This window comes from Gilliamella apicola (assembly GCF_003202915.1).
Taxonomy (GTDB): Bacteria; Pseudomonadota; Gammaproteobacteria; order Enterobacterales; family Orbaceae; genus Gilliamella; species Gilliamella apicola_Q.
Genome location: NZ_QGLP01000004.1, coordinates 271,321 through 297,578, shown reverse-complemented (window position 1 = coordinate 297,578; position 26,258 = coordinate 271,321). Strand labels below are relative to the sequence as shown.

The window sequence follows — 26,258 nt, the reverse complement described above, 5'->3', positions numbered from 1 at the left end:
CCGCTAAAATCCAAACTTGATTATGCATAAAACCGCAAATGTCCGTATCAAGCGAACGTCATAAAAATATTACTACAAGTGAGAAGACAAACAGTAATGAGAGGTTGATTCATCATAGTTAATCGAACGATTTATTATAGGTTGTAATAGTATATACTCTTATCGATTCAAGCAGCAAAATGGTTGAATGATTTAATTTAAAAAATAATTAATTTAATCGTGTTATTTATTTATCTTCACTGTTTGATAGTAAAATAGATTCAGCTATAATTACACTATTAAATCTCTATTCCCTCTATAACTTTAATCATGAATAATGCCAATAAACGGTCTCGAATATGGTCATCGATTCTTTGCCTTGCTTTTGCAGGTTTTATTTTCAATACGACTGAATTTGTTCCCGTTGGATTACTGCCGAATATTGCTGAAAGTTTTTCGATGGATGTCGCACATGCCGGGCTATTATTAACTATTTATGCTTGGGCCGTATCGTTATTATCTTTACCGTTAACGGTATTAACTTCAAAAATGGATCGGCGAAAACTACTGATATTTTTGTTTTGTCTATTTATCGGTAGTCATATCCTTGCAGGTTTTGCTTGGAGTTTTTACAGTTTAATGGTGGCAAGAATTGGTATTGCTTGCGCACATGCGGTATTTTGGGCCATTACCACACCTTTAGCTGTTCGTTTAGCACCCAATGGCAAAAAAGCTAAAGCTATGGGCTTTATCGTGGTTGGTACTTCTATGGCAACTGTTTTAGGGATTCCAATTGGAACCATGATCGGACAACTTGTTGGCTGGCGAATAACCTTTTTATGTATTGGTTTTATTGCCTTTTGTGTCATGTTGTCGCTACTTTATTTGTTACCATCAGTACCAAGTTTGAATAAGATTTTAATCAAAGATATTCCTAAAGTACTCAAACGCCCAGTATTACTAAATATCTATTTGCTAACCGCAATTATAATAACTGGTCATTTCACAGCTTATACTTATATTACGCCATTTATGCTCAATGTTGGCGGTTTTAGTGAGCATGTTGTCGTTAGTCTGTTATTAGCTGTTGGTTTCTCAGGTATGATTGGCAGTGTCATTTTTGCCAAATATGCTGATTCACATCCTATCGCAATATTTGTGATTCCGGCATTATTATTATTGACCTGCTTGTTATCACTTTATGTTTGTTCTTTCAGCCTAATTACCGCAATATTACAAGGTATGGTTTGGGGGCTAGCCATTACTATCATTAGTATGGTGATGCAAAGTAAAGTCATTGATGCTGCCCCTGACGCTGCCGATATTGCAACCTCGGTTTATTCGGGCATTTATAATATCGGTATCGGTGGGGGAGCTTTTGTTGGTAGCCAAGTATTGGTTTATTTATCCACACATTACATTGGCTTTGTCGGTTCTGTTTTTGTGACTATTGCCCTAATGCTCTTTTACCTTCTTTCCAGAAGAACTTGGTAAATAAGCGCTCACATTGAGCGCTTATTGACTTAATGCTTCAAGCTGTTCCCAGCGTTCAAAGACGGCTTCAAGTTCCGCTTCTTTATCAGTTAAAGATTGCAGTATTGGACTGGTTACTTCATGAGGTTGATTGAAAAAGTCACTACGGCCAATTTGTGCTTGTAAATCGGCAATAGCGGTTTCAAGCTCCTCGATTTTATGCGGTAACTGAGTAAGTTCGCGTTGTTCGTTATAGCTTAACTTTACCTTCTTTTTAATTACTGGCGTGGCGCTTGCGCTATTTATGGTGTCAGTTTTAGCCGATTCATTGATTTTGTTAGTAGCTACTTGCTTATTAACCGGTTTAGCTTGCTGTTGCTGCTGCAATGCATCGGTATAACCACCAGCATAAATACCAATTCGCCCCTGCTCTTCAAAAAACCAGCATTGGGTAACTACGTTATCGACAAATTGCCGATCATGGCTAACAAGTAAAACCGTTCCTTGATAATCGTTAACAAGTTCTTCTAATAGTTCCAACGTTTCAATATCAAGGTCATTAGTTGGTTCATCAAGCACCAATAAATTACTTGGTTTTAAAAAGAGTTTTGCTAATAATAAGCGATTTCGCTCGCCACCAGATAGCGCTCTGACCGGCGTTCTAGCGCGTTTTGGTGGAAAGAGGAAATCTTGCAAATAACCAAGTACATGTCTTGAGCGACCATTTACCATCACCTCTTGCTTACCTTCTGCCAGGTTATCCATAACCGTTTTTTCAGGATCAAGCTCTAATCGATACTGATCAAAATAAGCCACTTCAAGTTTAGTTCCACAATGAACACTGCCGGAAGTCGGTGCTAAACTACCTAGCATGAGTTTTAATAATGTGGTTTTTCCAATACCATTTGGACCAATCAAAGCAATTTTATCACCGCGTAAGACTTGTACCGTGAAGTCCTTAACTAACACTTTATCATCTATCTGATAACTGACGTTATCCAACTCAAAGACAATTTTACCTGAACGCAGTGCTTCTTCGATCTGCATTTTTGCATTGCCCATAACTTGACGACGCTGTGAATACTCTTGCCTCATCACTTTTAATGCTCTCACCCTACCCTCGTTACGAGTTCGACGAGCTTTAATACCTTGACGGATCCACACTTCTTCTTGGGCGAGCTTTTTATCAAATTCGGCATTTTGTAACTCTTCAACACGCAGCGCTTCTTCTTTACCTAACAGATAACTGTCATAATCCCCACCCCAAGAGGCAACCTTACCACGATCTAAATCTATAATTCGCGTCGCCATTTGACGTATAAAAGATCGGTCATGTGATATAAACACAATGCTGCCATTGAAGCTTTTTAGAAACTCTTCTAACCATTTTATGGTATCGATATCTAAATGGTTAGTTGGCTCATCAAGCAGTAGTACTGATGGCTGGCAAACGAGTGCCTTGGCTAATGCCGCTTTACGCAGCCAACCACCGGATAATGATGAGAGCAACGCATCGCCATCTAATGACAGTGAAGAAATAACATTACGAATCCGATTGTCCAACTGCCAACCATTTTGGTGATCAAGCTGTTCTTGCATTTTAGCTAATTTCGATAAATTACTTTCACTGGGATCCACTTCAACCAGATGTGACAATGCATAATAATCTTTTAACAGTTGAGCTTGTTCTTTTAACCCTTCCGCCACAAAGTCAAATACATTACCTTGAATATCGCGAGGTGGATCTTGCTGTAATCGAGAGACAATTACGTTGTTTTCATAAACAATCTGCCCTTCATCAAGCGGTACTTCTTTGTTAAGAACTTTTAACAGAGTCGATTTGCCGGCACCGTTACGACCAACAAGACAGACTCGCTCGTTAAGTTCAATCGACATATCAATATGGTCAAGAAGTGGTGCATCACTAAATGACAGATAAGCATTGGTAAGATTTATTAATGACATATTTTTTATTTGGATATTAAATAATAAGGCGTTATTCTATCATAAAGTTGCTATTGGCAACCAAAATCAATTATCAAAGATACAATTAACAGCTCTTAACAGCGAGCATTCCTTTTCTCTTCTAAACAAAAATACTGCTATACTTATTAATAATTGAATTAATTAATAATATTTCAGTATGGAGGTAATTATGCGTCATACTTGGACATTTCAACGTGTTGGTGGATTAGATCAAGTCGTATTAAAAAATGCCGATGACATTATCAACTTACCCAATTTAGATCCTAAATTATGGGTTGCACTTAGTTGCCCGACAACCGGTTTAGATTTTGATCAAAGAACATTACAATTGTTAGATTCTGATAACGATGGCCGCATTCGTATTCCCGATATTTTAGATGCAATTAGCTGGGCAAAAGATAAAATCGTCTCTTTCGATAATATAGTACAATCCTCAGAAACATTGCCACTATCTCAAATTGATGATTCAACAGAACAAGGTAAAAAATTATTAGTTACTGCGCATAGTATTTTGGCGAATTTAAATAAGAGCCAAGCCGATTATTTAACGCAAGATGATGTCCAACAATCGCTAAAAATTAATGCTAGCAAACTCTACAATGGTGATTTAATTTTTCCACCTTCTGGCGAATTATCACCAGAAATGCAGAACTTTATTCAAACAGCAATTAAAACCACCGGCGCCCAAAAAGATATGAGCGGGCAAGATGGCATAAATCTAGAAATTGCGCAAACTTTTGTAAAAAATCTAAAAAGCTGGCAAGCATGGCAAACCGATATCAGTAATACTCAGACCCCTTTTGGGGAAAATCGTTCTGAAATATGGAAGTTGGTTCAAGAATTAAAACCAAAAATTGATGACTATTTTCTGCGGGTTGAATTAGCGCAATATGCTCCTCAAGCACAAAATGCACTCAACGTTGATGAGAAATATATTGTTCCAACGCAAAATGGCTTACTGTCAGATCAAGCCCTAGCTGAACTGCCGTTATCTAAAATTGATAGCAATAATTCATTAGATCTGGTTAACGGTCTTAATCCACTTTGGAAAAGTAAAATTATTCGATTTAGGGCTTTAGTGGCATCCCATTTAACCGATCCTAACCAATTAACATCACAAGAGTGGCAAGATATTCAAACGGGTCTTAATGCCTATGCCACGTTAATTAGTTCTAAACCAGATATGCAACAATTAAACGTAGCAACTAAACCTACTGCGAGTATTGAGGATATTCCTAGCAATCAGATCGCCAATTTTACCAATGGTAATTTATTAAGCGAATTTGAAAAAATGGTTGACCAAGATAATAAAACGCCAATTTCAGCATCAGATGTTTTTGTGTTAGAAAAACTAGTGCTATTTCAAAAACATTTTTATCGTTTATTGATTAATTTTGCTTCATTTGCGGAATTCTTCTCACTTGACCATTATGCTGCTTTTCAATTAGGCAAACTTTATATTGATGGTCGTTGTGCTACGCTTTGTGTTGCCGTTGATAACATCGCTAAACATTCAACTATGGCTGATTATTCAGAACTTTGTTTACTTTATTGTGAATGCACAAGGCACGGTCAAAAACAGACGATTGTTGCCGCGATTACCGCCGGACAAGGTGATTTACTAATGGAAGGGCGTAATGGGGTATTTATTGATAATGAGGGCAATGATTGGGATGCCAATGTGGTTAAAATGATAACTAAACCAATTAGCATACAACAAGCGATTTGGGCCCCTTATCAACGAATTGGCCGCTTAATTACCGAACAAATTAATAAATGGGCGAGCAGTAAAGACGCCGATATAGAAAAAACCAGTACTCAAGCAATCCAAAATCCAGAAAATAAATTTGATATTGGTAAGAGTGTTGGTATCTTTGCGGCTATTGGCCTAGCGATTGGTGCAATTGGTACTGCACTGGCAACCATTTTTCAGGCTATCTTCTCTCTCACTTGGTGGCAATTCCCATTAGTGATTTTAGGTTTGTTCTTAATTATATCTGGGCCATCAGTAATATTAGCTTGGTTAAAATTACGCAGGAGAACGCTTGGTCCATTACTTGAAGCTTCTGGTTGGGCAATTAATGGGCAAGTAAAAATCAATTTACTATTAGGTGGATTACTTACCAGTAAAGCGGAATTACCCACCAATGCTAAACGAAATTTAACTGACCCTTTAAGAAAACGCAATAAAAAAGCACGGATAATATTCTGGTCAGCAATCTTAGTTGGCGTAGTTCTGGTTGGCACTGCTTTATGGTTTAAAAATGATATTGCCAATTATTTTAAACAACAGCAACAGCAGTTAACCCAAAGCCAAACTCAAAACGAACAGAAAAACTAATAGGCTATAATATTTTTCGCCGACATTACGTCGGCGAAATTTTCTTATTAATGTTGATAAACCGGTAATCGACGGCAAATTGCCAATACTTTTTGTTTAACGGCTTGAATAGCTTGTTCATCATCAATGTTATCTAACACATCACAAATCCAGTTAGCTAATTCGCGAGACTCTTCTTCTTTAAAACCTCGACGAGTCACAGCTGGGGTACCAATTCGCACTCCTGATGTCACAAATGGGCTTTGAGGATCGTTTGGTACGCTATTTTTATTGACGGTGATATTCGCACTACCTAAAGCGGCATCCGCCTCTTTACCTGTTATCTTTTTATCGACCAAATCAATTAGGAATAGATGATTTTGGGTTTCGCCTGACACGACTTTGTAGCCACGTTTGATGATCACATCAACCATTGCTTGAGCATTTTTAACAACTTGTTTTTGATACTCTTTATAAGCAGGCTCCATCGCCTCTTTTAAGGCAACTGCTTTGGCAGCAATGACATGCATTAACGGACCACCTTGCGCACCAGGAAAGACAGCAGAATTTAATTTTTTGTAAAGATCTTCACTGCCACCTTTGGCCAAAATAAGACCACCACGTGGCCCACCAAGGGTTTTATGCGTTGTTGTTGTCACGACATGAGCAAATGGTACAGGGTTTGGATAAACACCGGCTGCCACTAAACCAGCCACATGCGCCATATCCACAAATAAGAAAGCACCAACACTATCCGCTATTTCGCGCATCCGCTGCCAATCAACTACTCCTGAATAAGCAGAAAAGCCACCAATGATCATTTTCGGTTTTGAATCTAAGGCTATTTGGGCTAATTGGTCATAATCAATATGTCCAGTTTCGTCAACACCATAAGCAACCACATTGTAGAGCTTACCAGAAAAGCTAACTGGTGAACCATGAGTTAAATGCCCACCTTGAGACAAATTCATGCCTAGCACAGTATCACCCGGTTTTAGTAATGCCATATAGACTGCAAAATTGGCTTGTGAGCCTGAGTGTGGTTGCACATTAGCATAATCTGCACCAAATAACTCTTTAGCCCGTTCAATCGCTAATTGCTCAACAATATCAACATATTCACAACCACCGTAATAACGCTTACCTGGATAACCTTCAGCATATTTGTTAGTTAATTGCGTACCTTGTGCCTGCATCACTCTTGGGCTGGTATAGTTTTCCGATGCGATAAGTTCTAAGTGATCTTCTTGGCGTTGTTCTTCACCTTTAATAGCATTCCACAATTCTTGATCATAATCGGCAATGGTCATTTGTTTACTAAACATATTGGCTCCTTGTAAGCAATTACGTCAGCCTAACGGCTCGTTACAGTACTTGATTAGTATAAAAAATATTACATTATCGTCACTTAATCAGCGTTGAATTTCAATCTTTTTTTGATGTTATAAATAATATTTATATATTATTAAGTTGTTAATTAACTTCATTAGCTAAATTAGCCAAATTTAAGCCGACAAAAAAACGCTCGTCAACTCTCTATAGTTTCACCATTTAGCGTTGATTTTTCACCTTTTAAACCGTGAAGCTAAATTTTAACTAAAAATACTTTCTTTAATATAAATGCAAATAAAACTATCGATTACAAAATATTTATAATCTAATTGATATATTTATCATTAAGTATAAAATCTAGCAAAAATAGATTTGGCTATTCAATTACATCTAAATGAAAAAAATAATTTTGTCTGTGGTTTTATCTATTAGCTATTTTTTTAGCCTATCGGTTAATGCTAGTCAGGTTAATATTTGTTTATTAACCGGTACACTTCTTGCAGATCCGCAAATTGCCATTATGTCATTCTCGCCTAGCGATGATAATGGTAAAACTCTACCAGAACGAGAATATAATAATGTTGAATTAAAGGTGTTAGTCACGGCTACAAATATTACTGAAATGAGAGCTGATAGCCTATGCGCTTTGCCTAACAACCAACCTTACAAAATAACGGTCAGTTTAAGAGACGAATATAGTTTAAATGATGCTAAAAAAGGAGAACAAATCAAGTTACTGCATATTTATAAAAATTACCCAAACGGTGAAGACGAAGATTATATCTTACAAAACTAACCATTTGATTAGTTGTTTCCCTTAGCTTAATAGCCATTGAGTATCTTACATATCTTGGTAAAATAGCCAAAAATTTTGTTTGGTTTATTATGCAACTTCATTTAGTGGTCAATACCTTCGGTTCGGATTTGCAACGTCGCTATGGCGAAAAAATCTATAAGCTCACTTTACATGGTGGTTTCAGCTGCCCCAATCGTGACGGTACTATAGGGCAAGGTGGTTGTACCTTTTGTAATGTGGCATCCATCATTGATGAATCAATTCAGATTAAATCAATATCAGATCAATTGCTATCGCAAGCCAAGCAAATGAAAAAATCTAAACGTTATCTTGCTTATTTTCAGGCCTATACCAGTACCTATGCTGAAGTCGAAATTCTTAAAAATATGTATCAAGAAGCGCTAAACAGTGCCGACATTGTTGGTCTTTGTGTTGGTACACGTCCAGATTGTGTACCCAAAGAAGCATTAGATTTGCTTGCTGATTATCAAAATCAAGGTTACGAAGTTTGGTTAGAACTCGGTTTACAAACCGCTCACGACAAAACATTACACCATATTAATCGAGGGCACACGTTTGATGACTATCATCAAACAGTACAAAAAGCGCGCAAATTAGGTATAAAAGTTTGTACCCATCTTATTATTGGTCTACCTAAAGAGAATAAACATGACAATCTTATCACCCTTAACCACGTGTTAGACAGTGGCGTTGATGGCTTAAAAATTCATCCGTTACATATCGTTGAAGGCAGTATTATGGCTAAAGCATGGCGAGCCGGGCGAATTGCGGTGTTATCTTTAGAAGAGTATGTCGATATTGCCGGAGATATTATTCGACAAACGCCTGCCAATATTTTATATCATCGAATCTCAGCCAATGCTAGAAAACCAACGTTACTGGCACCGGATTGGTGTGAAAATCATTGGCAATCAATGAATGCGGTTGATAATAATTTACGCCAATTTGGCGCTCAAGGTAGCGCCATTGGTGATCCTTATTATTTTGAATAATAAGTTGAAAACAACATGGAAAAAATATTGAGGAACGTATATTTTAACTATTAATAAGCACAATTATATTTGAATTGATAGCTAAAAAGTAAATGATTTAGCTTAAAAAACATGCCTCAAAATTTTTTATCTTACTATCTAGATATTGACCTTATCAACTTAATGGATTGTGTTTAGAGCAATTAAACATATCTATTACAATAGATCATTTATGATAAACAAAATAAGCTTTATGCTAAGGTTAATTAGCTAACTATTGCTGTTATTCGCTATAAATATATTGGTAATCAATATGTATCGATGAATAGCCGTTTTAAGGGCTAAGCACACTTTGTCAATTAAGTGGTAATAATGATGATCATGTTACATTTATCTACTTTTTAATTCCATTTATTTTGGCTCTGTTTTTAATCGAAAATAAAAAATTAAGATATGGTTTCTATTTTTTCAGTAATTCGCTATTTAAATTAATTGTTTTTTAATTTAATTATTTATAAAACAATATATTAGTTTTGCGATAAATTTATTCAGGGTATTTTTGCCCCTTTTTATCAACAAGTATATAATGATGTTTTCTAACTTGAGATAATCTGCATGCAACTGGCTTTTTGTATTTATAAATTTTTCCCTTTTGGTGGTTTGCAACGCGATTTTTTACAAATTGCTACTGCTAGCCAAGCTCAAGGTCATCAGATCCGTGTTTATGTATTGGACTGGCAAGGCGATAGACCGGCTGGCTTTGATATTATTATCGTTCCGAAAAAAGGATTATCTAACCATAGTCGTAATCAAGCCTATTATCATTGGGTGAAGAGCCACTTACAAGCTAATCCAGTCAATTGTGTGGTTGGTTTTAACAAAATGCCGGGCCTGGATGTCTATTTTGCTGGTGATACTTGTTTTGCGGAAAAAGCTGCCCATAAAGGCTTTTTTTATAAACTATCAAAACGTTGTAAACACTATTTAGCATTTGAACAAGCGGTATTTGCTCCTAGTTCGTCCACCAAAATCATGGTGTTAACTAAGCAACAAATTGAAGATTTTAAAAATCATTACCATACTCAAGATGAGCGGTTCTTTCTATTGCCACCCGGCATTGCTTTAGATCGAAAATATAGTGTTGATTCGCCTCAAAAACGTCAACAATTTCGATTAGCTAATCAAATTAGTCTTGATGATTTTGTGATTGTGCAAATTGGATCAGATTTTAAACGTAAAGGCGTTGATCGCACATTGAAAGCAATTGCGGCTTTACCTAACGACCTCAAGCAAAAAGTTACCTATTTGGTGGTTGGCCAAGATAAACCTGAGCCATATCAAAAATTGGCCGATGAGTTAGCTATTGCTAAACAGGTACGTTTCTTTTCTGGTCGTAATGATATTCCTGATTTTTTATTTTCCGCCGATCTATTGTTGCATCCGGCTAGACAAGAAGCCGCAGGCATGGTATTGATTGAAGCATTAGCCGCAGGCGTGCCGGTGATTGTTTCCGGCATTTCGGGATATGCTTACCATATTAGCCAAGCTAATGCCGGTATAGTATTACCAGAACCTTATGATCAATACGCATTAAATCACGTGTTAGCGCAAACAATTATTGATAAAACGCAATGGATTACTTGGCATAATAATGCTATTGCTTATGGTAATAGTGAAGATTTATATCATCTAGCACAGCGTGCAGCTGACATTATTTTAGGATGTCATTATGAATGAAGTAAAACTTAAATCACCATTCAAAGAATTATGGCAAGGTAAAGATCCCTTTACCGAAGTTGAATTGATTTCAGGTAAAGTTTATCGTGCTGTTAAACAACGCAAAACTCTAAATTTTCAATTAGATGGCCAATCCTATTTTATTAAATTTCATCGTGGCACAACGGTTAAAGAAATTGTAAAAAATCTGATTTCGCTACGCTTACCAGTTTTAGATGCGAAACAAGAGTGGGATGCGATTCATCGTTTAGAGCAAGCTGGCGTGAATACGATGGACGGCCGAGCATTTGGACGCAAAGGATTAAATCCACTGACCCGACACTCTTTTATTATTACCAAAGACCTTAATCCTACTATCAGTTTAGAAGATTTCACTAGGTCATGGTTAACTAATCCACCTAGTTATCATTTAAAACGAGCGTTAACTATTTATTTAGCTGATATGACAGCTAAAATGCATGGCGCGGGAGTCAATCATCGTGATTGTTATTTGTGTCATTTCTTGTTGGATTTACCTCTACTGAAAAATAACCAGCAAATCAAACTTTCGGTGATTGATCTCCATCGAGCACAAACACGCGATAAAGTTCCTACCCGTTGGCGTGATAAAGATTTAATTGGACTTTACTTTTCATCAATCAATATTGGATTAACTCAGCGAGATATTTGGCGTTTTTTAAGAGCCTATTTTAAGAAACCGATTAAAGCCATTTTGCGAGATGAAGATGAATTAATTGCAAGTGCTAAACATAAAGCTGAGCGTATTGCGAAACGAACTGAAAAGTATCATCTTTAACCATAAGGACATGACATGTTTATTGAACAAATTGATATCAAAGGATTTAGAGGAATTAAGCAACTTTCATTGAAACTTAATGCTAAATCTAGCGTGCTGATTGGTGAAAATCAATGGGGTAAATCAAGCTTACTTAGCGCTTTAAAGCTGCTTACATTAGATAATAAATTTTATCAATTTGTCGAATCAGATTTCTACCATGATAATGATGATGGTAATCATATCTCAATAAATGTTGTCTATTGTGAATCTTATGTAAATCAATTAAATGAGCAAGCCTATCAACCATTGCAAGTCGCTAGTTATCGTTCAACATCCGATGGTTTATATCGAATTGCTTATCAAATCAGTGCTGAAAAAAGTGGTGGCAATATTATCACCGCGCATAATTTGTTGAATGAATATGAGCAACCGTTAAAACTGGATAATGTCAAATTATTGATCGCTATTTTAATTAATTTAAATCCAGTCATGCCGCTTAAAAATTCAGTTAATGCCAAGGATTTACCTGTCACTAATGAGCCATTATCTCAATACTTTATTGATCAACTATCTGAACAATTAAAAGCACATTCGGCACAATTAAGTCAGGATGAGCTTAATCGGGGATTACAAGCAGCACGTTCATTATTAGCATACTATTTTGTTGATTCTCAACAACGATCTAACTATAAAAAATTAGCACAAAAAAGTAGTCCAAAAACCGAAGATTGGAATTCGCTCGAACGAATCAATAATGTCTTAGATGATTTAGATAATGATTATCTTCGCACCGCACTTTTAGGTATATTTGGGTCGATTGTTAATGCTAAAGGTGATAACCCTCTCTCTCACAGTTCAGTACCAATTCTAGTTTTAGAAGAACCCGAAAGTCAGTTACATCCAATTATTCTCTCGGTTGGCTTTCGTTTATTAAAAAATTTACCTTCGCAAAAAATTATTACTTCCAACTCAAGTGATTTAGTCTCTCTGTTTCCTTTAGAGAGTATTTACCGATTAATTCGCCAACCCGAACAAATTGTCAGTAAGTATATTGCCCCTCATTCGTTAAGTGTTGGCGATAGTCGACGCATTTTATTCCATGTACTTTATCGACGCCCAACTGCACTATTTGCCCGTTGTTGGTTGTTGGTTGAAGGTGAAACTGAAGTTTGGTTACTTAGAGAGCTTGCCGAACAAAGCGGCTATCACTTAAGTTCGGAAGGTATTCAGTTGTTGGAATTTGCGCAGTGTGGTTTAAAACCATTAATTCACTATGCGAATAGAATGGGTATTCGTTGGTATGTGATTACTGATGGTGATATGGCAGGTAAAAAATATGCTCAGACGGTACAATCACAATGTGCACCAGGTGAAAATTTAAATGATTATATCACCGTATTGCCGGCCCGCGACATTGAAAACTTTCTATTTAAACATGGTTTTAGTCACGTATACAAGTTAGCTGCTTATAATACTGTTGCCCATATTGATATGTCAGTACCGAAAATTATTCAAAAAGCGATCCACAAAAGTTCAAAGCCCGATTTAGCGATTGCGGTTTGTGATGATGCTAAAGCGCGTGGTGCCACAGCAATTCCTCGATTATTAACCGATACTTTCGCTAAGTTGGTTAAGACATCCAAATCCTTGCTGTAAATTCTTTTTTATTTAGTAATAAAAAAACCGCCGATAATTATCGGCGGAATTTTTTTATAAAGCTATTTGGCAATTCGTTTATATTTAGCACGTTTAGGTTCAAGTGCTTCTGCCCCTAAAGTGCGTTTTTTCCACTCTTCATATTCGGTAAAGTTACCTTCAAAGAACTCAACATGCCCTTCGTCTTGGTAATCTAAAATATGAGTGGCGATACGGTCTAAGAACCATCGGTCATGTGAAATCACTAAAGCACAGCCCGGGAACTCTAATAAGGCATTTTCCAACGCACGCAAGGTTTCGACATCAAGATCATTGGTCGGTTCATCAAGTAATAGTACATTACCACCAACTTGTAATAATTTAGCTAAATGCACACGTCCGCGCTCACCACCTGATAGTTCACCCACACGTTTTTGCTGATCGACCCCTTTAAAATTAAAGCGACCAACATAAGCACGGCTTGGAATTTCGAAATTACCGATACGCATGATATCTTGACCATTAGAAATTTCATCCCAAACGGTTTTTTTATCATCCATACTATCGCGGAACTGATCGACAGAAGCAAGTTGGACGGTATCACCTAAAGTAATAGTGCCTGAATCCGGTTGTTCTTTACCTGATAACATTCTAAATAGCGTTGATTTACCGGCACCATTAGGTCCAATAATACCAACGATTGCCCCTTTAGGAATGCTAAATGAGAGGTTATCAATCAATACGCGATCACCATATGATTTGGTTAAATTAGCCACTTCGATAACTTTATCACCTAAACGTTGCCCAGATGGAATAAAGAGTTCATTGGTTTCATTACGTTTCTGGTAATCATTACTGTTTAATTCTTCAAAACGCGCTAACCGTGCTTTGCTTTTTGCTTGACGACCTTTTGGATTTTGCCGTACCCATTCCAACTCTTTTTCAATTGATTTACGACGCGCTGATTCGGTTGCCGCTTCTTGAGCTAATCGCTGATCTTTCTGTTCAAGCCAAGATGAGTAATTTCCTTCCCATGGGATCCCTTCACCGCGGTCAAGTTCTAAAATCCAACCGGCAACATTATCTAAGAAGTAACGGTCATGGGTAACAGCAACCACTGTACCTTCATAATCATGTAAAAAACGCTCTAACCAAGCAACCGATTCAGCATCCAAATGGTTGGTTGGTTCGTCAATTAATAACATATCTGGTTTTTCAAGCAATAATTGACAGATAGCAACGCGGCGACGCTCACCACCAGATAAATTTTCAATTTTCGCATCCCAATCAGGTAAACGTAAAGCATCAGCTGCACGCTCTAATTGGTTATCAAGATTGTGGGCATCTTGCGATTGAATTATTGCTTCAAGCTCGGCTTGTTCTTTAGCTAATTTATCAAAATCAGCATCAGGATCGGCATAAGCCGCATAGACTTCATCTAACCTAGCCAAAGCGTTTTTAGCATCGCCAACAGCCTGTTCAATTGCTTCACGTACAGTCTGTTTAGGATCAAGTTTAGGTTCTTGAGGTAAATAACCGATTTTAATACCCGGTTGTGGGCGAGCTTCACCTTCAATCTCGGTATCTACTCCGGCCATAATGCGTAGTAATGTAGACTTACCTGCTCCATTTAAGCCAAGAACACCAATTTTAGCTCCCGGAAAAAAACTTAAAGAGATATCTTTCAAAATATAGCGTTTAGGAGGAACAATCTTCCCCACGCGGTTCATGGTATAGACATATTGCGCCATAAAACATTATCCGTTTAATTGATTAAAACTAGCAAATAGTATTGCTATGTGATTGATGCCGTATATTGTAATGATTCTAGCTGTGTGGTCTAGGGTTATTTATGAATTATGTTATAAATATAGAATGACTATCAACTAATATATAATTCAATATTCAATTAATATATGATTGTTTATTGAAAAATCTGTATAAGCATACTAAATAATTTATAAGGAATAAAATGGAAAAACAAACTGTAGTTATTGAATATTATGTTAATACCCAGTATTGGTTAGATGCTTATTATGCAAAATATGGCGTATTAGACCATGAGTTCGCACAAAAATTGAATGATTCAACACCAGATAATATGCGACACTTTACTATGTCGTTTAATAATGAAAAATTAGTCATTTTTAATAAAGATAAAAATGAAATCAACACTTTCTACTATCAAGATTTATATTGCATTAATAAAACTGAAAACGGCTATTTATTTTTTATCAATAATCAAGATTCTTATTTTGTTAGTCAACAGTCTTTCAAATCAGATGAACTAGAAATTATTCATGATTTTTTATGTGATTATTTAGGAAAAAATTTAGAAAACCAAATAGCAGAGATAAACAACTATAAAATGGATATTAATAGAATCTATTATTGCTTTTATTATTTATTGTTTAAAAAATCTATAATGACTCCTATTTATATACTTGTAATGTTTTTACCGTGCTATTTTTTAATAAAAGATTCTAGCCATGCATTATTTTTCGTTTGTATTACAATTATATATTCAATTGCAATCTACTTCAGTATCAAACCTGGTTTGAAATTTTCAGCTGAAAATTGGTGTAAAACAAGTAATAAAATTTTTATTTGTTCGAAGGTCATTTTTTATGAAGATAGATTTACAATGACAGCTAAAACCCAATTAAGTACTACTGTTATAAAGTATGATCAATTACACAAAATAAGAAAGGTAAAAAAAGGTTATCTGTTTATTATAAATTGTAATAGTGGTTATCTATTTTATAACGAGGATTTTACATCCCAACAACGACAAGTTCTTGAAGATAAACTAATGCAATATAATAATTTTTATTTAAAATAACACTCGTAAACTTACCCCACTGTTCATCTGGTGGGATAAGTTATAGCGGTAATTTGTTATAAAAAAGTGAAGATTTGTTCTTCTGGTAAACGTGATTTTGGTCTATGGGCATTACCGTCATTTTCAGAGCGATAACCTAATGTCGCAATGACTAAGCTTTTTAACCCTTTGCGTTTTAAATCTAAAATCTCATCCATTTTATCACAATCAAATCCTTCGATAGGCGTTGAATCAACACCAATTGCCGCAGCAGCAAAAAGTAATTGCCCTAAAGCCAAGTAAGTCTGTTTACCTTCCCAACATTGTTGAGACTCAACGGTTTTGCTATTTTTAGTGACAAAATAACGCCTTGATTCATCCTGAGTTTGCTTAAGCTCAGATGATGGCAATCTGCCATCTTTCTCTTCTTGATTAAGTAAGTTAACTAAATGCGCATCTTCTAAAGGTGCTTTAATACAAAATAAAATAGTATGCGAAGAATCGGTCACTCGCGGTTGATTGAACTCTGCAATGGCCGGTAAAATTTTATTTTTAGCGGCATCATTATCAATAATATAAAAATGCCAAGGCTGTGAGTTTACCGACGAAGGACTATTTCTTAATACAGTTAGTAACTGTTCAATTTTATCTTTAGGAATCTTTTTACTTTTATCATAATGTTTAGTTGTATAACGTTTTTGCGAAATTTCGACGATATTCATAATGGCTCCAATCAATGATAATTAATGTTGAAATAGCGTTACTTGGGTAAATCTCTTTTTAGAGTAGAAATGGATACATAAATAATGAACATTCTTATTATTGAAATGATTATTTTGAATCTAGAGAAACTACTTATCAGGCAATTTATCACTTATGCCCTAAACTTTAACCATTCTGCATATTCTTCAACTATTTTTCAATTTATTTTTTCTGTTTCTTTTTTAGAGATTCTTGATAATTAATGATTGGTCATTGAGGTATTTTTATTCTCTTTAAAGACAAAAAATAATAGCTTATAGATTACCCTTTAATCTCTAATCTGCGAAATAAGCAATAATTGTTCTGAAAATGTGACCGGTATCAAATAATTTATTATCTGATTAACCTTATAATGAAGAAAATTAATTCATTTTTATGACTTAATTAGTTACCAGTAACATTAGAGGATTTTATTAAATGGAAAACTTAAAAACAGCTCTTGTTGGTTGTGGAAAAGTAGGACACTTTCACGCAAAAGCATTGATGAATTTAAAACAATCTAAATTTATAGCTGTCTGTGATCAAAATCTGGCACGAGCGCAAGAGTTTGCAAAACAATATGGTGTTAAAGCCTATGATAATGTTGAGCAAATGATTATAAATGAAGGGATTGAGATGCTTAGTATTTGTACTCCTCACCCTATCCATGCATCCGTGGCCATAGCTGCAACCAATTTGGGATGCCATATTTTAGTCGAGAAACCTTTAGCATCAAATTTAGCTGACTCACAGGCAATATTATCTGCAGCCCAAAAAGGTAACGCCAAAATAGGCACCGTGTGCCAACGTCGTTTTTATAGACCATGTTTAAGAATGAAACAAGCGATTGATGATGGAAAAATTGGTAAGCCAATAATTGGCACCGTAACCATGTTAGGTTGGCGTGATAAAGCTTATTACGAAAGCGATCCTTGGAGAGGAACATGGCAAGGTGAAGGCGGAGGCGTTCTAGTCAATCAAGCTCCTCATCAACTTGATTTACTTTTATGGTACATGGGTGAAGTTGAAGAGGTTTATGGATTATGGAAAAACCTAAATCATTCCTATATCGAAGTTGAAGATACAGCTGTTGCTATCATTAAATTCAAAAATGGCGGTATAGGTAATGTGTTAGTAAGTAATTCACAAAATCCTGCACTCTATGGAAAAGTGCATGTACATGGAGAAAATGGTGCTTCTATTGGAGTACAAACCGACGGCGGTGCAATGTTTATTGCTGGGGTGTCTTCAATTACTGAGCCGCCATATAATGACTTATGGACGATTCAAGGAGAGGAAGATCAATTACCAATATGGAAAAAAGAAGATTGTGACTTTTTTAATAGTGTAGATTCAATGTACTATTATCATCAACTTCAAATTGAAGATTTTCTTGATTCATTAATAAACGATACTCCCCCTTTAATTGATGGTCTCGCTGGTTTAAAAACAGTTGAGCTGATTGAAGCTATTTATCGTAGCACCCAAAGCAATAAAGTTATTAAGTTTCCACTAGATTAAGGGTGCTATTGTGAAAATTGGATATAATCAATCAAATGCCATGAAATGTTCTAGTGTAGATAAAGATTTAGTCCTATGTGAAAAAAATGGCTTTGATTTTATCGAACTAAGATTAGATATGCTTCATGAATATTTGAAAGAACATGATGTAAACGAATTAAAGCATTTTTTTGAAAAAAATAACTTAAAACCGCATGCATTAAATGCCCTTTATACATTTCCAACTCTATTTGATGGCACGCAAAGCCAACAAGAACAAGACTTAGTTGCCGAGTTTATCTGGGGATGCGAAATAGCACAAATAATTGGATCTGAATATTTTATTATAGTTCCACCATTACAAAGAGATCCCAATGGAGGACCATTTATTGGTTCATGGGAAGATAATTGCAAAAATTCAGTAAGAATCTTATCTCACTTATCAAATTTAGCCGAACCTTATGGAATTAAACTTTGCTTCGAATTGGTTGGTTTTAATCGCAGTTCGGTAAGAACTGTTGAACAAGCTTGGCAAATAGTAAAAACCGTAAACAAAGACAATGTTGGATTGGTTATCGATTCTTTTAATCTTTATTTATACAACCGTTTGAATGATTTTTCAGTAATAAAACAAATTCCTGTTAATAAAATTTTTGCCGTTCATATAAATAATGGGGACGATGCTCCCGAAGAACAGTTGTCTCAAGCACTACGTCGCTTTTGCGATGAAGGAGTACTCAATTTAAACAATTTTCTAATCACCTTAAAAGAGATGGGATACACAGGAATGGTTTCAATTGAAACCTTTAGACCTGAATATTGGGAAAAAACACCTGAATGGATAATTTCACAGGCCTATCAAACAACGAAACAAATCATGAGCCATTGTAACTGTTTAACTAATGGACAATATTTATAATTAACAAGGAACAAAAATGAAAGCAACAAAATCTCGATATTTTGTATTGGTGTTACTTTTTATTGTAACAGCAATCAACTATATGGACAGAGCAAATTTATCCGTAGCCGGTACTAGTATTCAAGCCGAGTTTTCGTTAACTCCGGCACAACTTGGTCTTCTTTTTTCAATGTTTACTTGGGCGTATGTTTTAAGTCAAATACCAGTTGGCTATATACTTGATCGTATTGGAGTAAGAAAATTATATGGTTGTGCAATTATTTTATGGAGTATATTCACGCTACTCATGGGTATTGCTTCAAATCATATTTTCACAACAGCTGCATCATCATTCCTATTTTTATTACTCTGTAGATCATTGATAGGCGTAGCGGAAGCGCCTTCTTTTCCTGCGAACACTAAAATTATATCCACTTGGTTTCCAACACAAGAGAGAGCCAGTGCAACTGCACTTTATGCTTGTGCGCAGTACATTGGCCTTGCGGGTTTAACACCAATTTTAGCTTTTGTTGTCGCTAATTATGGTTGGGAAATGTCATTTTATGTTTGTGGTGTTGTGGGTATTCTCTTTGGTATTTATTGGTTAATCCGTTACCGTGATCCTTTAGATAGTAAACGGACGAATCAACTAGAAATTGATTATATAAAGCAAGGTGGCGGACTAGGACAAGCCAAGAAAAAACAAGAAAAAGTCGAATGGAAAGAGATTAGTTATGTATTAAAACAACGCAATTTTTTAGGGTTATGTATTGCTCAATTTGCCCTAAATTCAACCCTTTATTTCTTCCTTACTTGGTTCATTGTCTACCTTGAAAAAGGCTTACATTTATCAATCTCTAAAGCAGGTATTGGGGCAATGTTCCCGTATATTATGGCGATGATTGGATTACTATGCAGTGGATTTGTAAGTGATGCATTAATGAAAAGAGGAAAAAGCAGAACGTTCTCTCGAAAATTACCATCAATTTTAGGATTAGGCTTCGCTGGAGTTATGTGTTTGGCTAACTTCTTTGAAGATTATCCCGCTATAGCCATTGGACTATTATCTTTTGCATTTTTTGCAAATGCCTTTGCCAATATTGGTTGGGTTTTACTGAGTGATATTGTGCCGGCAAAAGTCATGGGGACTGTTGGTGGTTTCTTCAATATTGCCGGTAACTGTGCAGGTATAATTACGCCAATTATCATGGGGTTAATTCTACAATATACAAACAGTTTTGCTTATGCAATGTGTTATATTTCAGCGGTTTCTTTAATCGGCGCTTTAGCACACATATTTGTAATTAAAAAATTAGAAACAATAGAAATTCCTCAAGGACTCTAATAGTATTGTAATTTCTATATATTTATTGGTGATATTTAGCATAATGAGCAATTAATATTCAAATAATCATTGACAGAGCAATGATCATTTGATAAAAATATCACCAATAATTTATAAATAAAATTGAGCAGTTAATGATTAAATATACTAACCTCCTACTCAGCCTCCTCCTCGCATCAGTTTGCGCGGATAGCTTGTGTGTGGAGTAAAAGTAATTTAATAATTAACTCGACAGATTAACAAGAACCCGCGCTAAAGTGCGGGTTTTTTGTTTTCTCAACTTGAAATACCGTGATAGCGCTAAAATATAAAGGAAATAACAATGAGCGATCAGATTATTATTTTTGACACAACATTACGTGATGGTGAGCAAGCGTTACAAGCAAGTTTAAATGTTAAAGAAAAATTACAAATAGCTTTAGCATTAGAAAGAATGCGAGTGGATGTGATGGAAGTTGGTTTTCCTATCTCATCTCCAGGTGATTTTGAATCAGTACAAACTATTGCTAAAACCATTAAAAATAGTCGTGTATGTGCGTTGTCTCGTTGTATAGATAAGGATATTGATGTTGCCGCCGAAGCGTTAAAAGTAGCCGATCAATTTCGTATCCATACTTTTATGGCGACATCGACCTTACATGTTAAAGATAAATTAAAGATGACATTTGAAGATGTTGTCGAAAAGGCGGTGCACTGTGTTAAACGTGCACGTAATTATACAGATGATGTGGAGTTTTCTTGTGAAGATGCAGGCCGTACCCCAATTGATAACTTATGTCGGATTGTTGAAGCAGCAATTCAAGCAGGGGCAAAGACGATCAATATACCAGATACTGTCGGTTATACTGTCCCTTATCAATTTGGTGGCATTATTCGTACCTTATTTGAACGTGTCCCGAACATTGATAAAGCGATTATCTCTGTTCATTGTCATGATGACTTGGGTATGTCGGTGGCTAACTCGATTAGCGCGATTCAAGAAGGTGCTCGGCAGATTGAAGGCGCGATGAATGGTTTAGGTGAACGTGCGGGCAATACGGCTTTAGAAGAAGTCATTATGGCGATCAAAGTCCGTCAAAATATCTTAAACGTGCACACCAATATCAATCATCAAGAAATCTATCGTACCAGCCAAATTGTCAGCCAAATTACCAATACACCAATACCGTCTAACAAGGCGGTTATTGGTAGTAATGCCTTTGCGCACTCATCGGGTATCCATCAAGATGGCGTATTAAAAAATCGCGAAACCTACGAAATTATGACCCCTGAGTCAATCGGTTTAAATCAAATCCAATTAAATTTAACTTCGCGTTCAGGTCGAGCGGCGGTTAAACATCGTTTAGAAGAGTTAGGTTACCACGATGGCGATTATAATTTAGATCAAGTATATAGTGCCTTTTTAGAGCTTGCCGATAAAAAAGGCCAAGTTTTTGATTATGATTTAGAAGCGTTGATCTTTATTAATCAACTTAAAGACGATCAAGAACATTATGTATTGGATTATTTCAATGTTCAGTCGGGTTCCACTGTCGTTTCAACGGCTTCTGTGAGTTTGACCATTGGCGATCAAAAATATTCAGATGCAGCAACCGGTAATGGTCCAGTTGATGCAGTTTATCAAGCGATACATCGCATCACTGGCGAACCAATATCAATTGTAAAATATCAATTAGCCTCTAAAGGACAGGGCGAAAATGCCTTAGGTCAAGTTGATATCGTTGCCGAATATAAAGGGCGCAAATTCCACGGTGTTGGGCTTGCGACTGATATTGTACATTCATCAGCATTAGCATTAATTAATGTATTAAATAATGTTTATAGAGCGAATCAAGTTGCTGAGCAAAAACAAAAATTGCACCATGATTAACAAATAGTTGCTATTTCGTCATTCAATAACGAAATACTTAAATTAATTATAAGGAATAGATATGTCTCAAAATTACCATATTGCAGTACTACCCGGTGACGGAATTGGTCCAGAAGTGATGAAACAGGCTTATAAAGTACTAGAGGTTATTCGTCAAAAATACAATCTTGCAATTACAACAAGTGAATATGATGTTGGCGGTGCAGCAATTGATATTCATGGTTGCCCATTACCCAAAGAGACACTTGAAGGTTGTGAAAAAGCTGATGCTATTTTGTTTGGTTCGGTTGGTGGACCAAAATGGACCAATTTACCACCCGATCAACAACCTGAACGCGGAGCACTTTTACCATTACGTAAACATTTTAAATTATTTGCTAATATGCGCCCAGCTAGTTTGTATCAAGGTTTAGAGGAATTATGTCCTTTACGTGAAGATATTGCTAACCGTGGTTTTGATATTTTGTGTATGCGTGAGTTAACTGGCGGTATCTATTTTGGTTTGCCAAAAGGTCGTGAAGGCTCTGGACCCCAAGAGCGTGCTTTTGATACTGAAGTTTATCACCGTTTTGAAATTGAACGAATTGCCCGTATGGCATTTGAAGCAGCAAAAATTCGTCGTAAAAAAGTTACTTCTGTTGATAAAGCCAATGTATTACAAACCTCCATTTTGTGGCGTGAAGTCGTGAGCGAAGTTGCCAAACAGTATCCTGATGTCTCACTTGAACATATGTATATTGATAATGCGACGATGCAACTTGTTAAAGATCCTGCTCAATTTGATGTATTATTATGTTCTAATTTATTTGGTGATATTCTATCTGATGAATGCGCCATGATTACTGGATCAATGGGAATGCTACCTTCTGCTAGCCTAAATGAAGATGGCTTTGGTTTATACGAGCCTGCTGGTGGTAGTGCACCAGATATTGCCGGTAAAAATATCGCCAATCCTGCGGCACAAATTTTATCATTAGCACTATTGGTTCGTTATAGTTTAAAACGTGATGATATCGCCAAAGCTATTGAAAATGCCGTGAATAATGCTTTACAACAAGGCGTACGCACTATCGATCTTGCTCGTGGTGGTAGTTATGTTTCAACCGATGAAATGGGTGATACCATTTGTCGTTTAATTTAATTTTTAGAGCAAGGGTTAATAAATTATATTAACCCTTTTAAAGAATATTAAAGGAATATAAGCAATGTCTACAAAACCAAAAACATTGTATCAAAAATTATATGATGCACATGTTGTCTATGAAGCTCCAAATGAAACCCCTATTTTGTATATCGACCGCCATTTGGTTCATGAAGTCACCTCTCCTCAGGCCTTTGATGGTTTACGCGCAATGAATCGTAAAGTCCGACAACCACATAAAACCTTCGCCACAATGGATCACAACACCTCAACGAAAAGTAATGATTTAAGCGCTTGTAGTGAGATGGCACGAATTCAGCTAACCGAATTAGCTAAAAATGCAGAAGAGTTTGGCGTTTCTTTATACGGTTTACAAAGTCCATTACGCGGTATTGTTCATGTTGTTGGCCCTGAGCAAGGCATGACATTACCGGGTATGACGATAGTTTGTGGTGACTCACACACCGCAACACATGGCGCTTTTGGTGCATTAGCTTTTGGGATTGGGACATCGGAAGTTGAACACGTTTTAGCCACCCAAACATTGAAACAAGGTCGCGCTAAAACGATGAAAATCGAGGTCAAAGGCAAAGTCGCTAATGGCATTACCGCCAAAGATATTATTCTAGCGATCATTGGTAAAACAACCAGTGCTGGTGGTACAGGTCATGTAGTTGAGTTTTGTGGCGAAGCCATTACTTCTTTGTCAATGGAAGGCCGAATGACATTATGTAATATGGCCATTGAAATGGGTGCCAAAGCTGGATTAGTTGCACCAGATGAAACCACATTTGAATATTTAAAAGGTCGTCAATTCTCACCTAAAGGAGAAGATTTTGAGCAAGCTGTTGCTTACTGGAAAACCTTAAAAACAGATGAAGGAGCACATTTCGATACGATTGTGACTTTAGAAGCAAAAGATATTGCTCCGCAAGTAACTTGGGGAACTAATCCTGGTCAAGTAACCGCTATTGATTCTCAAGTACCAAATCCTCAAGATTTTTCCGATCCAATTGAAAAACATTCAGCTGAACGCGCATTAGCCTATATGGGGTTAACCGCGGGAACTAAAATGTCTGATATTAAGATCAATAAAGTGTTTATTGGATCTTGTACTAATTCTCGTATCGAAGATCTGCGTGCCGCCGCTGAAGTTGCCAAAGGTCGTAAAATCGCCGATGGTGTTCAAGCTTTAGTCGTTCCGGGTTCCGGTCCGGTGCGTGAACAGGCAGAGGCTGAAGGATTAGATAAGATTTTTATCGATGCCGGTTTTGAGTGGCGTTTACCAGGATGTTCAATGTGTCTAGCGATGAATGATGATAAATTAGCACCAGGTGATCGCTGTGCATCAACCAGTAACCGTAATTTTGAAGGACGCCAAGGCCGTGATGCCAGAACGCATTTAGTTAGCCCGGCAATGGCAGCTGCGGCGGCCATTACTGGTCATTTTACTGATATTCGCAAACCATTTTAAGGAGACTTGTCATGGCAAAATTTACTACACATACTGGATTAGTCGTGCCTTTAGATGCCGCGAACGTCGATACCGATGCGATTATTCCTAAACAATTTTTACAGAAAGTTACTCGTACCGGATTTGGGCAACATGCATTTCATGAATGGCGATTTTTAGATGATGCTGGCAAACAACCTAATCCAGAATTTGTATTAAATAAACCTCGTTATAAAGGCGCAAGTATCTTATTGACTCGTGAAAACTTTGGTTGTGGATCATCGCGTGAACACGCACCATGGGCATTAACTGATTATGGTTTTAAAACTATCATTGGTTCAAGCTTCGCTGATATTTTCTATAATAACTCATTTAATAATCAACTATTATTAGTTAACTTATCAGAAGAAGAAGTTGATGAGTTATTTAAATTGGTTGAAGCCAATGAGGGAATTGAATTCACTATCGACTTAGTAAATGAAGTCGTGATCGCGGGTGATAAGCAATATTCATTTAAAATTGATGCCTTCAAACGCCACTGTTTATTAAATGGTTTAGACAATATAGGTTTAACCTTGCAACATGAAGATGCTATCAGCTCTTTTGAGCATAAAATTCCTACATTCTTAAATTAATTTATTTAGGCGCGCAAGCGCCTTTTATAGGAATAATTAATGACAACCCATCACGATAAAGTAAATCAACAGTTCGGTCAGCAAGCTAACGCCTACTTAAGCAGTAAAGTTCATGCTCAAGGTGCTGATCTTGAATATCTAGCCAGTTTTTTAACTAATTATCCTAATGCTGAATTTTTAGATATGGGGTGTGGCGCAGGCCATGTCAGTTTTATTGCAGCAAAACAGGTCAAACATGTCACAGCCTATGATCTATCGGAGCAAATGTTAGCAGTGGTTGAACAAACTGCTGATGAACGTAACTTAAAAAATATTAGCACCGTGCATGGTTATGCTGAGCATCAACCATTTGACGATAACTATTTTGATATTGTAGTCAGTCGGTATTCTGCCCATCATTGGCAGGATGTAGGTAAGAGTTTGCGTGAATTACATCGAATTACCAAACCAAATGGTAAGTTAATTATTATGGATGTCGTTTCTCCTGGTCAGCCTGTTTTAGATATTTGGTTACAAACGATTGAAGCACTACGTGATACTTCCCACGTACGCGACTATACGCCTGGCGAATGGCTGACATTTTTAAGCGAAGCTGGATTTACTATTGATAAGATTCAACGCCATCGTTTACCCTTGAATTTTGATAGTTGGATAAAACGTATGCGTACACCGAATAATTTAGTGGATGCGATAAGGACTTATCAAATAAGTGCATCTCAAGATACAAAATCTTACTTCGAATTACAATCAGATGGTTCTTTTACCTCTGATATGATGATTATTGAAACGCAAAAAGTAATTTAGAAATTAATAAAAAAAGAATCGA

Annotated in this window: 20 protein-coding genes; 16 read left to right on the top strand and 4 right to left on the bottom strand. The window is 36.4% G+C overall.

Annotated elements, in window-relative coordinates; all coding sequences use genetic code 11:
* Positions 1-306 precede the first annotated feature (306 nt).
* Positions 307-1,473 (top strand): sugar transporter, encoded by a 1,167-nt coding sequence (locus tag DKK79_RS02875; RefSeq protein WP_375537966.1) that lies wholly within the window; start codon positions 307-309, stop codon positions 1,471-1,473.
* Between the two features lie 21 nt (positions 1,474-1,494).
* On the opposite strand, the gene DKK79_RS02870 is transcribed toward DKK79_RS02875, so the two are convergent.
* The gene (locus DKK79_RS02870) at positions 1,495-3,417 is read right to left on the bottom strand and encodes an ABC transporter ATP-binding protein (RefSeq protein ID WP_110422759.1); all 1,923 of its coding nucleotides are present in this window, start codon (positions 3,415-3,417) and stop codon (positions 1,495-1,497) included.
* Between the two features lie 190 nt (positions 3,418-3,607).
* Between DKK79_RS02870 and DKK79_RS02865 the strand changes: the two genes are divergently transcribed.
* Positions 3,608-5,779 (top strand): phage holin family protein, encoded by a 2,172-nt coding sequence (locus DKK79_RS02865; RefSeq protein ID WP_110422758.1) that lies wholly within the window; start codon positions 3,608-3,610, stop codon positions 5,777-5,779.
* 47 nt (positions 5,780-5,826) lie between these two features.
* Here the strand turns inward: DKK79_RS02865 and glyA are convergent, their stop codons facing one another.
* Positions 5,827-7,083 carry a serine hydroxymethyltransferase gene (gene glyA, locus DKK79_RS02860; protein WP_110422757.1) on the bottom strand — a complete coding sequence of 419 codons (1,257 nt, stop codon included), beginning with the start codon at positions 7,081-7,083 and terminating at the stop codon, positions 5,827-5,829.
* A 401-nt stretch (positions 7,084-7,484) separates the two neighbouring features.
* On the opposite strand from glyA, the gene DKK79_RS02855 reads away from it, so the two are divergent.
* The 5 genes from DKK79_RS02855 (at position 7,485) to DKK79_RS02835 (ending at position 13,049) form a co-directional block, all read left to right on the top strand.
* Positions 7,485-7,886, top strand: coding sequence for a hypothetical protein (locus DKK79_RS02855; RefSeq protein WP_110422756.1), 402 nt, complete (start codon positions 7,485-7,487; stop codon positions 7,884-7,886).
* An 89-nt stretch (positions 7,887-7,975) separates the two neighbouring features.
* A complete protein-coding gene (locus DKK79_RS02850; protein ID WP_110422755.1) occupies positions 7,976-8,899 on the top strand; it encodes a TIGR01212 family radical SAM protein in 924 nt (307 codons plus the stop codon).
* 594 nt (positions 8,900-9,493) lie between these two features.
* Positions 9,494-10,615, top strand: a complete 1,122-nt coding sequence (locus DKK79_RS02845) for a glycosyltransferase family 4 protein (protein WP_110422754.1) — start codon at positions 9,494-9,496, stop codon at positions 10,613-10,615.
* Entirely contained in the window at positions 10,608-11,411 is an 804-nt protein-coding gene (rfaP, locus tag DKK79_RS02840) for a lipopolysaccharide core heptose(I) kinase RfaP (RefSeq protein ID WP_110422753.1), read from the top strand. The genes DKK79_RS02845 and rfaP overlap by 8 nt, the downstream gene beginning before the upstream one ends.
* A gap of 15 nt (positions 11,412-11,426) precedes the next feature.
* Positions 11,427-13,049, top strand: coding sequence for a DUF2813 domain-containing protein (locus DKK79_RS02835; RefSeq protein ID WP_110422752.1), 1,623 nt, complete (start codon positions 11,427-11,429; stop codon positions 13,047-13,049).
* Positions 13,050-13,111: 62 nt separating this feature from the next.
* On the opposite strand, the gene ettA is transcribed toward DKK79_RS02835, so the two are convergent.
* Entirely contained in the window at positions 13,112-14,779 is a 1,668-nt protein-coding gene (gene ettA, locus DKK79_RS02830) for an energy-dependent translational throttle protein EttA (protein ID WP_110422751.1), read from the bottom strand.
* A gap of 221 nt (positions 14,780-15,000) precedes the next feature.
* On the opposite strand from ettA, the gene DKK79_RS02825 reads away from it, so the two are divergent.
* Complete coding sequence (locus DKK79_RS02825; protein WP_110422750.1) at positions 15,001-15,870, top strand: hypothetical protein; 870 nt, start codon at positions 15,001-15,003, stop codon at positions 15,868-15,870.
* Positions 15,871-15,926: 56 nt separating this feature from the next.
* On the opposite strand, the gene nfsB is transcribed toward DKK79_RS02825, so the two are convergent.
* Complete coding sequence (nfsB, locus tag DKK79_RS02820) at positions 15,927-16,571, bottom strand: oxygen-insensitive NAD(P)H nitroreductase (RefSeq protein ID WP_034884545.1); 645 nt, start codon at positions 16,569-16,571, stop codon at positions 15,927-15,929.
* A 457-nt stretch (positions 16,572-17,028) separates the two neighbouring features.
* Between nfsB and DKK79_RS02815 the strand changes: the two genes are divergently transcribed.
* From DKK79_RS02815 to DKK79_RS02780, 8 genes are all read left to right on the top strand, one after another.
* On the top strand, positions 17,029-18,111 hold the full coding sequence (locus DKK79_RS02815; RefSeq protein ID WP_110422749.1) for a Gfo/Idh/MocA family protein: 1,083 nt from the start codon (positions 17,029-17,031) through the stop codon (positions 18,109-18,111).
* 10 nt (positions 18,112-18,121) lie between these two features.
* Positions 18,122-19,009 carry a sugar phosphate isomerase/epimerase family protein gene (locus DKK79_RS02810; RefSeq protein ID WP_110422748.1) on the top strand — a complete coding sequence of 296 codons (888 nt, stop codon included), beginning with the start codon at positions 18,122-18,124 and terminating at the stop codon, positions 19,007-19,009.
* 16 nt (positions 19,010-19,025) lie between these two features.
* Positions 19,026-20,333, top strand: coding sequence for an MFS transporter (locus DKK79_RS02805; RefSeq protein WP_110422747.1), 1,308 nt, complete (start codon positions 19,026-19,028; stop codon positions 20,331-20,333).
* 322 nt (positions 20,334-20,655) lie between these two features.
* The gene (gene leuA, locus DKK79_RS02800; RefSeq protein WP_034884249.1) at positions 20,656-22,203 is read left to right on the top strand and encodes a 2-isopropylmalate synthase; all 1,548 of its coding nucleotides are present in this window, start codon (positions 20,656-20,658) and stop codon (positions 22,201-22,203) included.
* 61 nt (positions 22,204-22,264) lie between these two features.
* Entirely contained in the window at positions 22,265-23,344 is a 1,080-nt protein-coding gene (gene leuB / locus DKK79_RS02795; protein WP_110422746.1) for a 3-isopropylmalate dehydrogenase, read from the top strand.
* A 64-nt stretch (positions 23,345-23,408) separates the two neighbouring features.
* Positions 23,409-24,818, top strand: a complete 1,410-nt coding sequence (leuC, locus tag DKK79_RS02790; RefSeq protein WP_110422745.1) for a 3-isopropylmalate dehydratase large subunit — start codon at positions 23,409-23,411, stop codon at positions 24,816-24,818.
* Between the two features lie 11 nt (positions 24,819-24,829).
* Positions 24,830-25,432 (top strand): 3-isopropylmalate dehydratase small subunit, encoded by a 603-nt coding sequence (leuD, locus tag DKK79_RS02785; RefSeq protein ID WP_110422744.1) that lies wholly within the window; start codon positions 24,830-24,832, stop codon positions 25,430-25,432.
* 39 nt (positions 25,433-25,471) lie between these two features.
* Positions 25,472-26,236 (top strand): class I SAM-dependent methyltransferase, encoded by a 765-nt coding sequence (locus DKK79_RS02780; RefSeq protein WP_110422743.1) that lies wholly within the window; start codon positions 25,472-25,474, stop codon positions 26,234-26,236.
* The last annotated feature ends 22 nt before the right edge of the window (positions 26,237-26,258 follow it).

Coding starts and splice junctions, on each gene's coding strand:
- DKK79_RS02870 (WP_110422759.1), bottom strand. CDS start 3,417: ATGTCATTAATAAATCTTACCAATGCTTATCTGTCATTTAGTGATGCA.
- DKK79_RS02865 (WP_110422758.1), top strand. CDS start 3,608: ATGCGTCATACTTGGACATTTCAACGTGTTGGTGGATTAGATCAAGTC.
- glyA (WP_110422757.1), bottom strand. CDS start 7,083: ATGTTTAGTAAACAAATGACCATTGCCGATTATGATCAAGAATTGTGG.
- DKK79_RS02855 (WP_110422756.1), top strand. CDS start 7,485: ATGAAAAAAATAATTTTGTCTGTGGTTTTATCTATTAGCTATTTTTTT.
- DKK79_RS02850 (WP_110422755.1), top strand. CDS start 7,976: ATGCAACTTCATTTAGTGGTCAATACCTTCGGTTCGGATTTGCAACGT.
- DKK79_RS02845 (WP_110422754.1), top strand. CDS start 9,494: ATGCAACTGGCTTTTTGTATTTATAAATTTTTCCCTTTTGGTGGTTTG.
- rfaP (WP_110422753.1), top strand. CDS start 10,608: ATGAATGAAGTAAAACTTAAATCACCATTCAAAGAATTATGGCAAGGT.
- DKK79_RS02835 (WP_110422752.1), top strand. CDS start 11,427: ATGTTTATTGAACAAATTGATATCAAAGGATTTAGAGGAATTAAGCAA.
- ettA (WP_110422751.1), bottom strand. CDS start 14,779: ATGGCGCAATATGTCTATACCATGAACCGCGTGGGGAAGATTGTTCCT.
- DKK79_RS02825 (WP_110422750.1), top strand. CDS start 15,001: ATGGAAAAACAAACTGTAGTTATTGAATATTATGTTAATACCCAGTAT.
- nfsB (WP_034884545.1), bottom strand. CDS start 16,571: ATGAATATCGTCGAAATTTCGCAAAAACGTTATACAACTAAACATTAT.
- DKK79_RS02815 (WP_110422749.1), top strand. CDS start 17,029: ATGGAAAACTTAAAAACAGCTCTTGTTGGTTGTGGAAAAGTAGGACAC.
- DKK79_RS02805 (WP_110422747.1), top strand. CDS start 19,026: ATGAAAGCAACAAAATCTCGATATTTTGTATTGGTGTTACTTTTTATT.
- leuA (WP_034884249.1), top strand. CDS start 20,656: ATGAGCGATCAGATTATTATTTTTGACACAACATTACGTGATGGTGAG.
- leuB (WP_110422746.1), top strand. CDS start 22,265: ATGTCTCAAAATTACCATATTGCAGTACTACCCGGTGACGGAATTGGT.
- leuC (WP_110422745.1), top strand. CDS start 23,409: ATGTCTACAAAACCAAAAACATTGTATCAAAAATTATATGATGCACAT.
- leuD (WP_110422744.1), top strand. CDS start 24,830: ATGGCAAAATTTACTACACATACTGGATTAGTCGTGCCTTTAGATGCC.
- DKK79_RS02780 (WP_110422743.1), top strand. CDS start 25,472: ATGACAACCCATCACGATAAAGTAAATCAACAGTTCGGTCAGCAAGCT.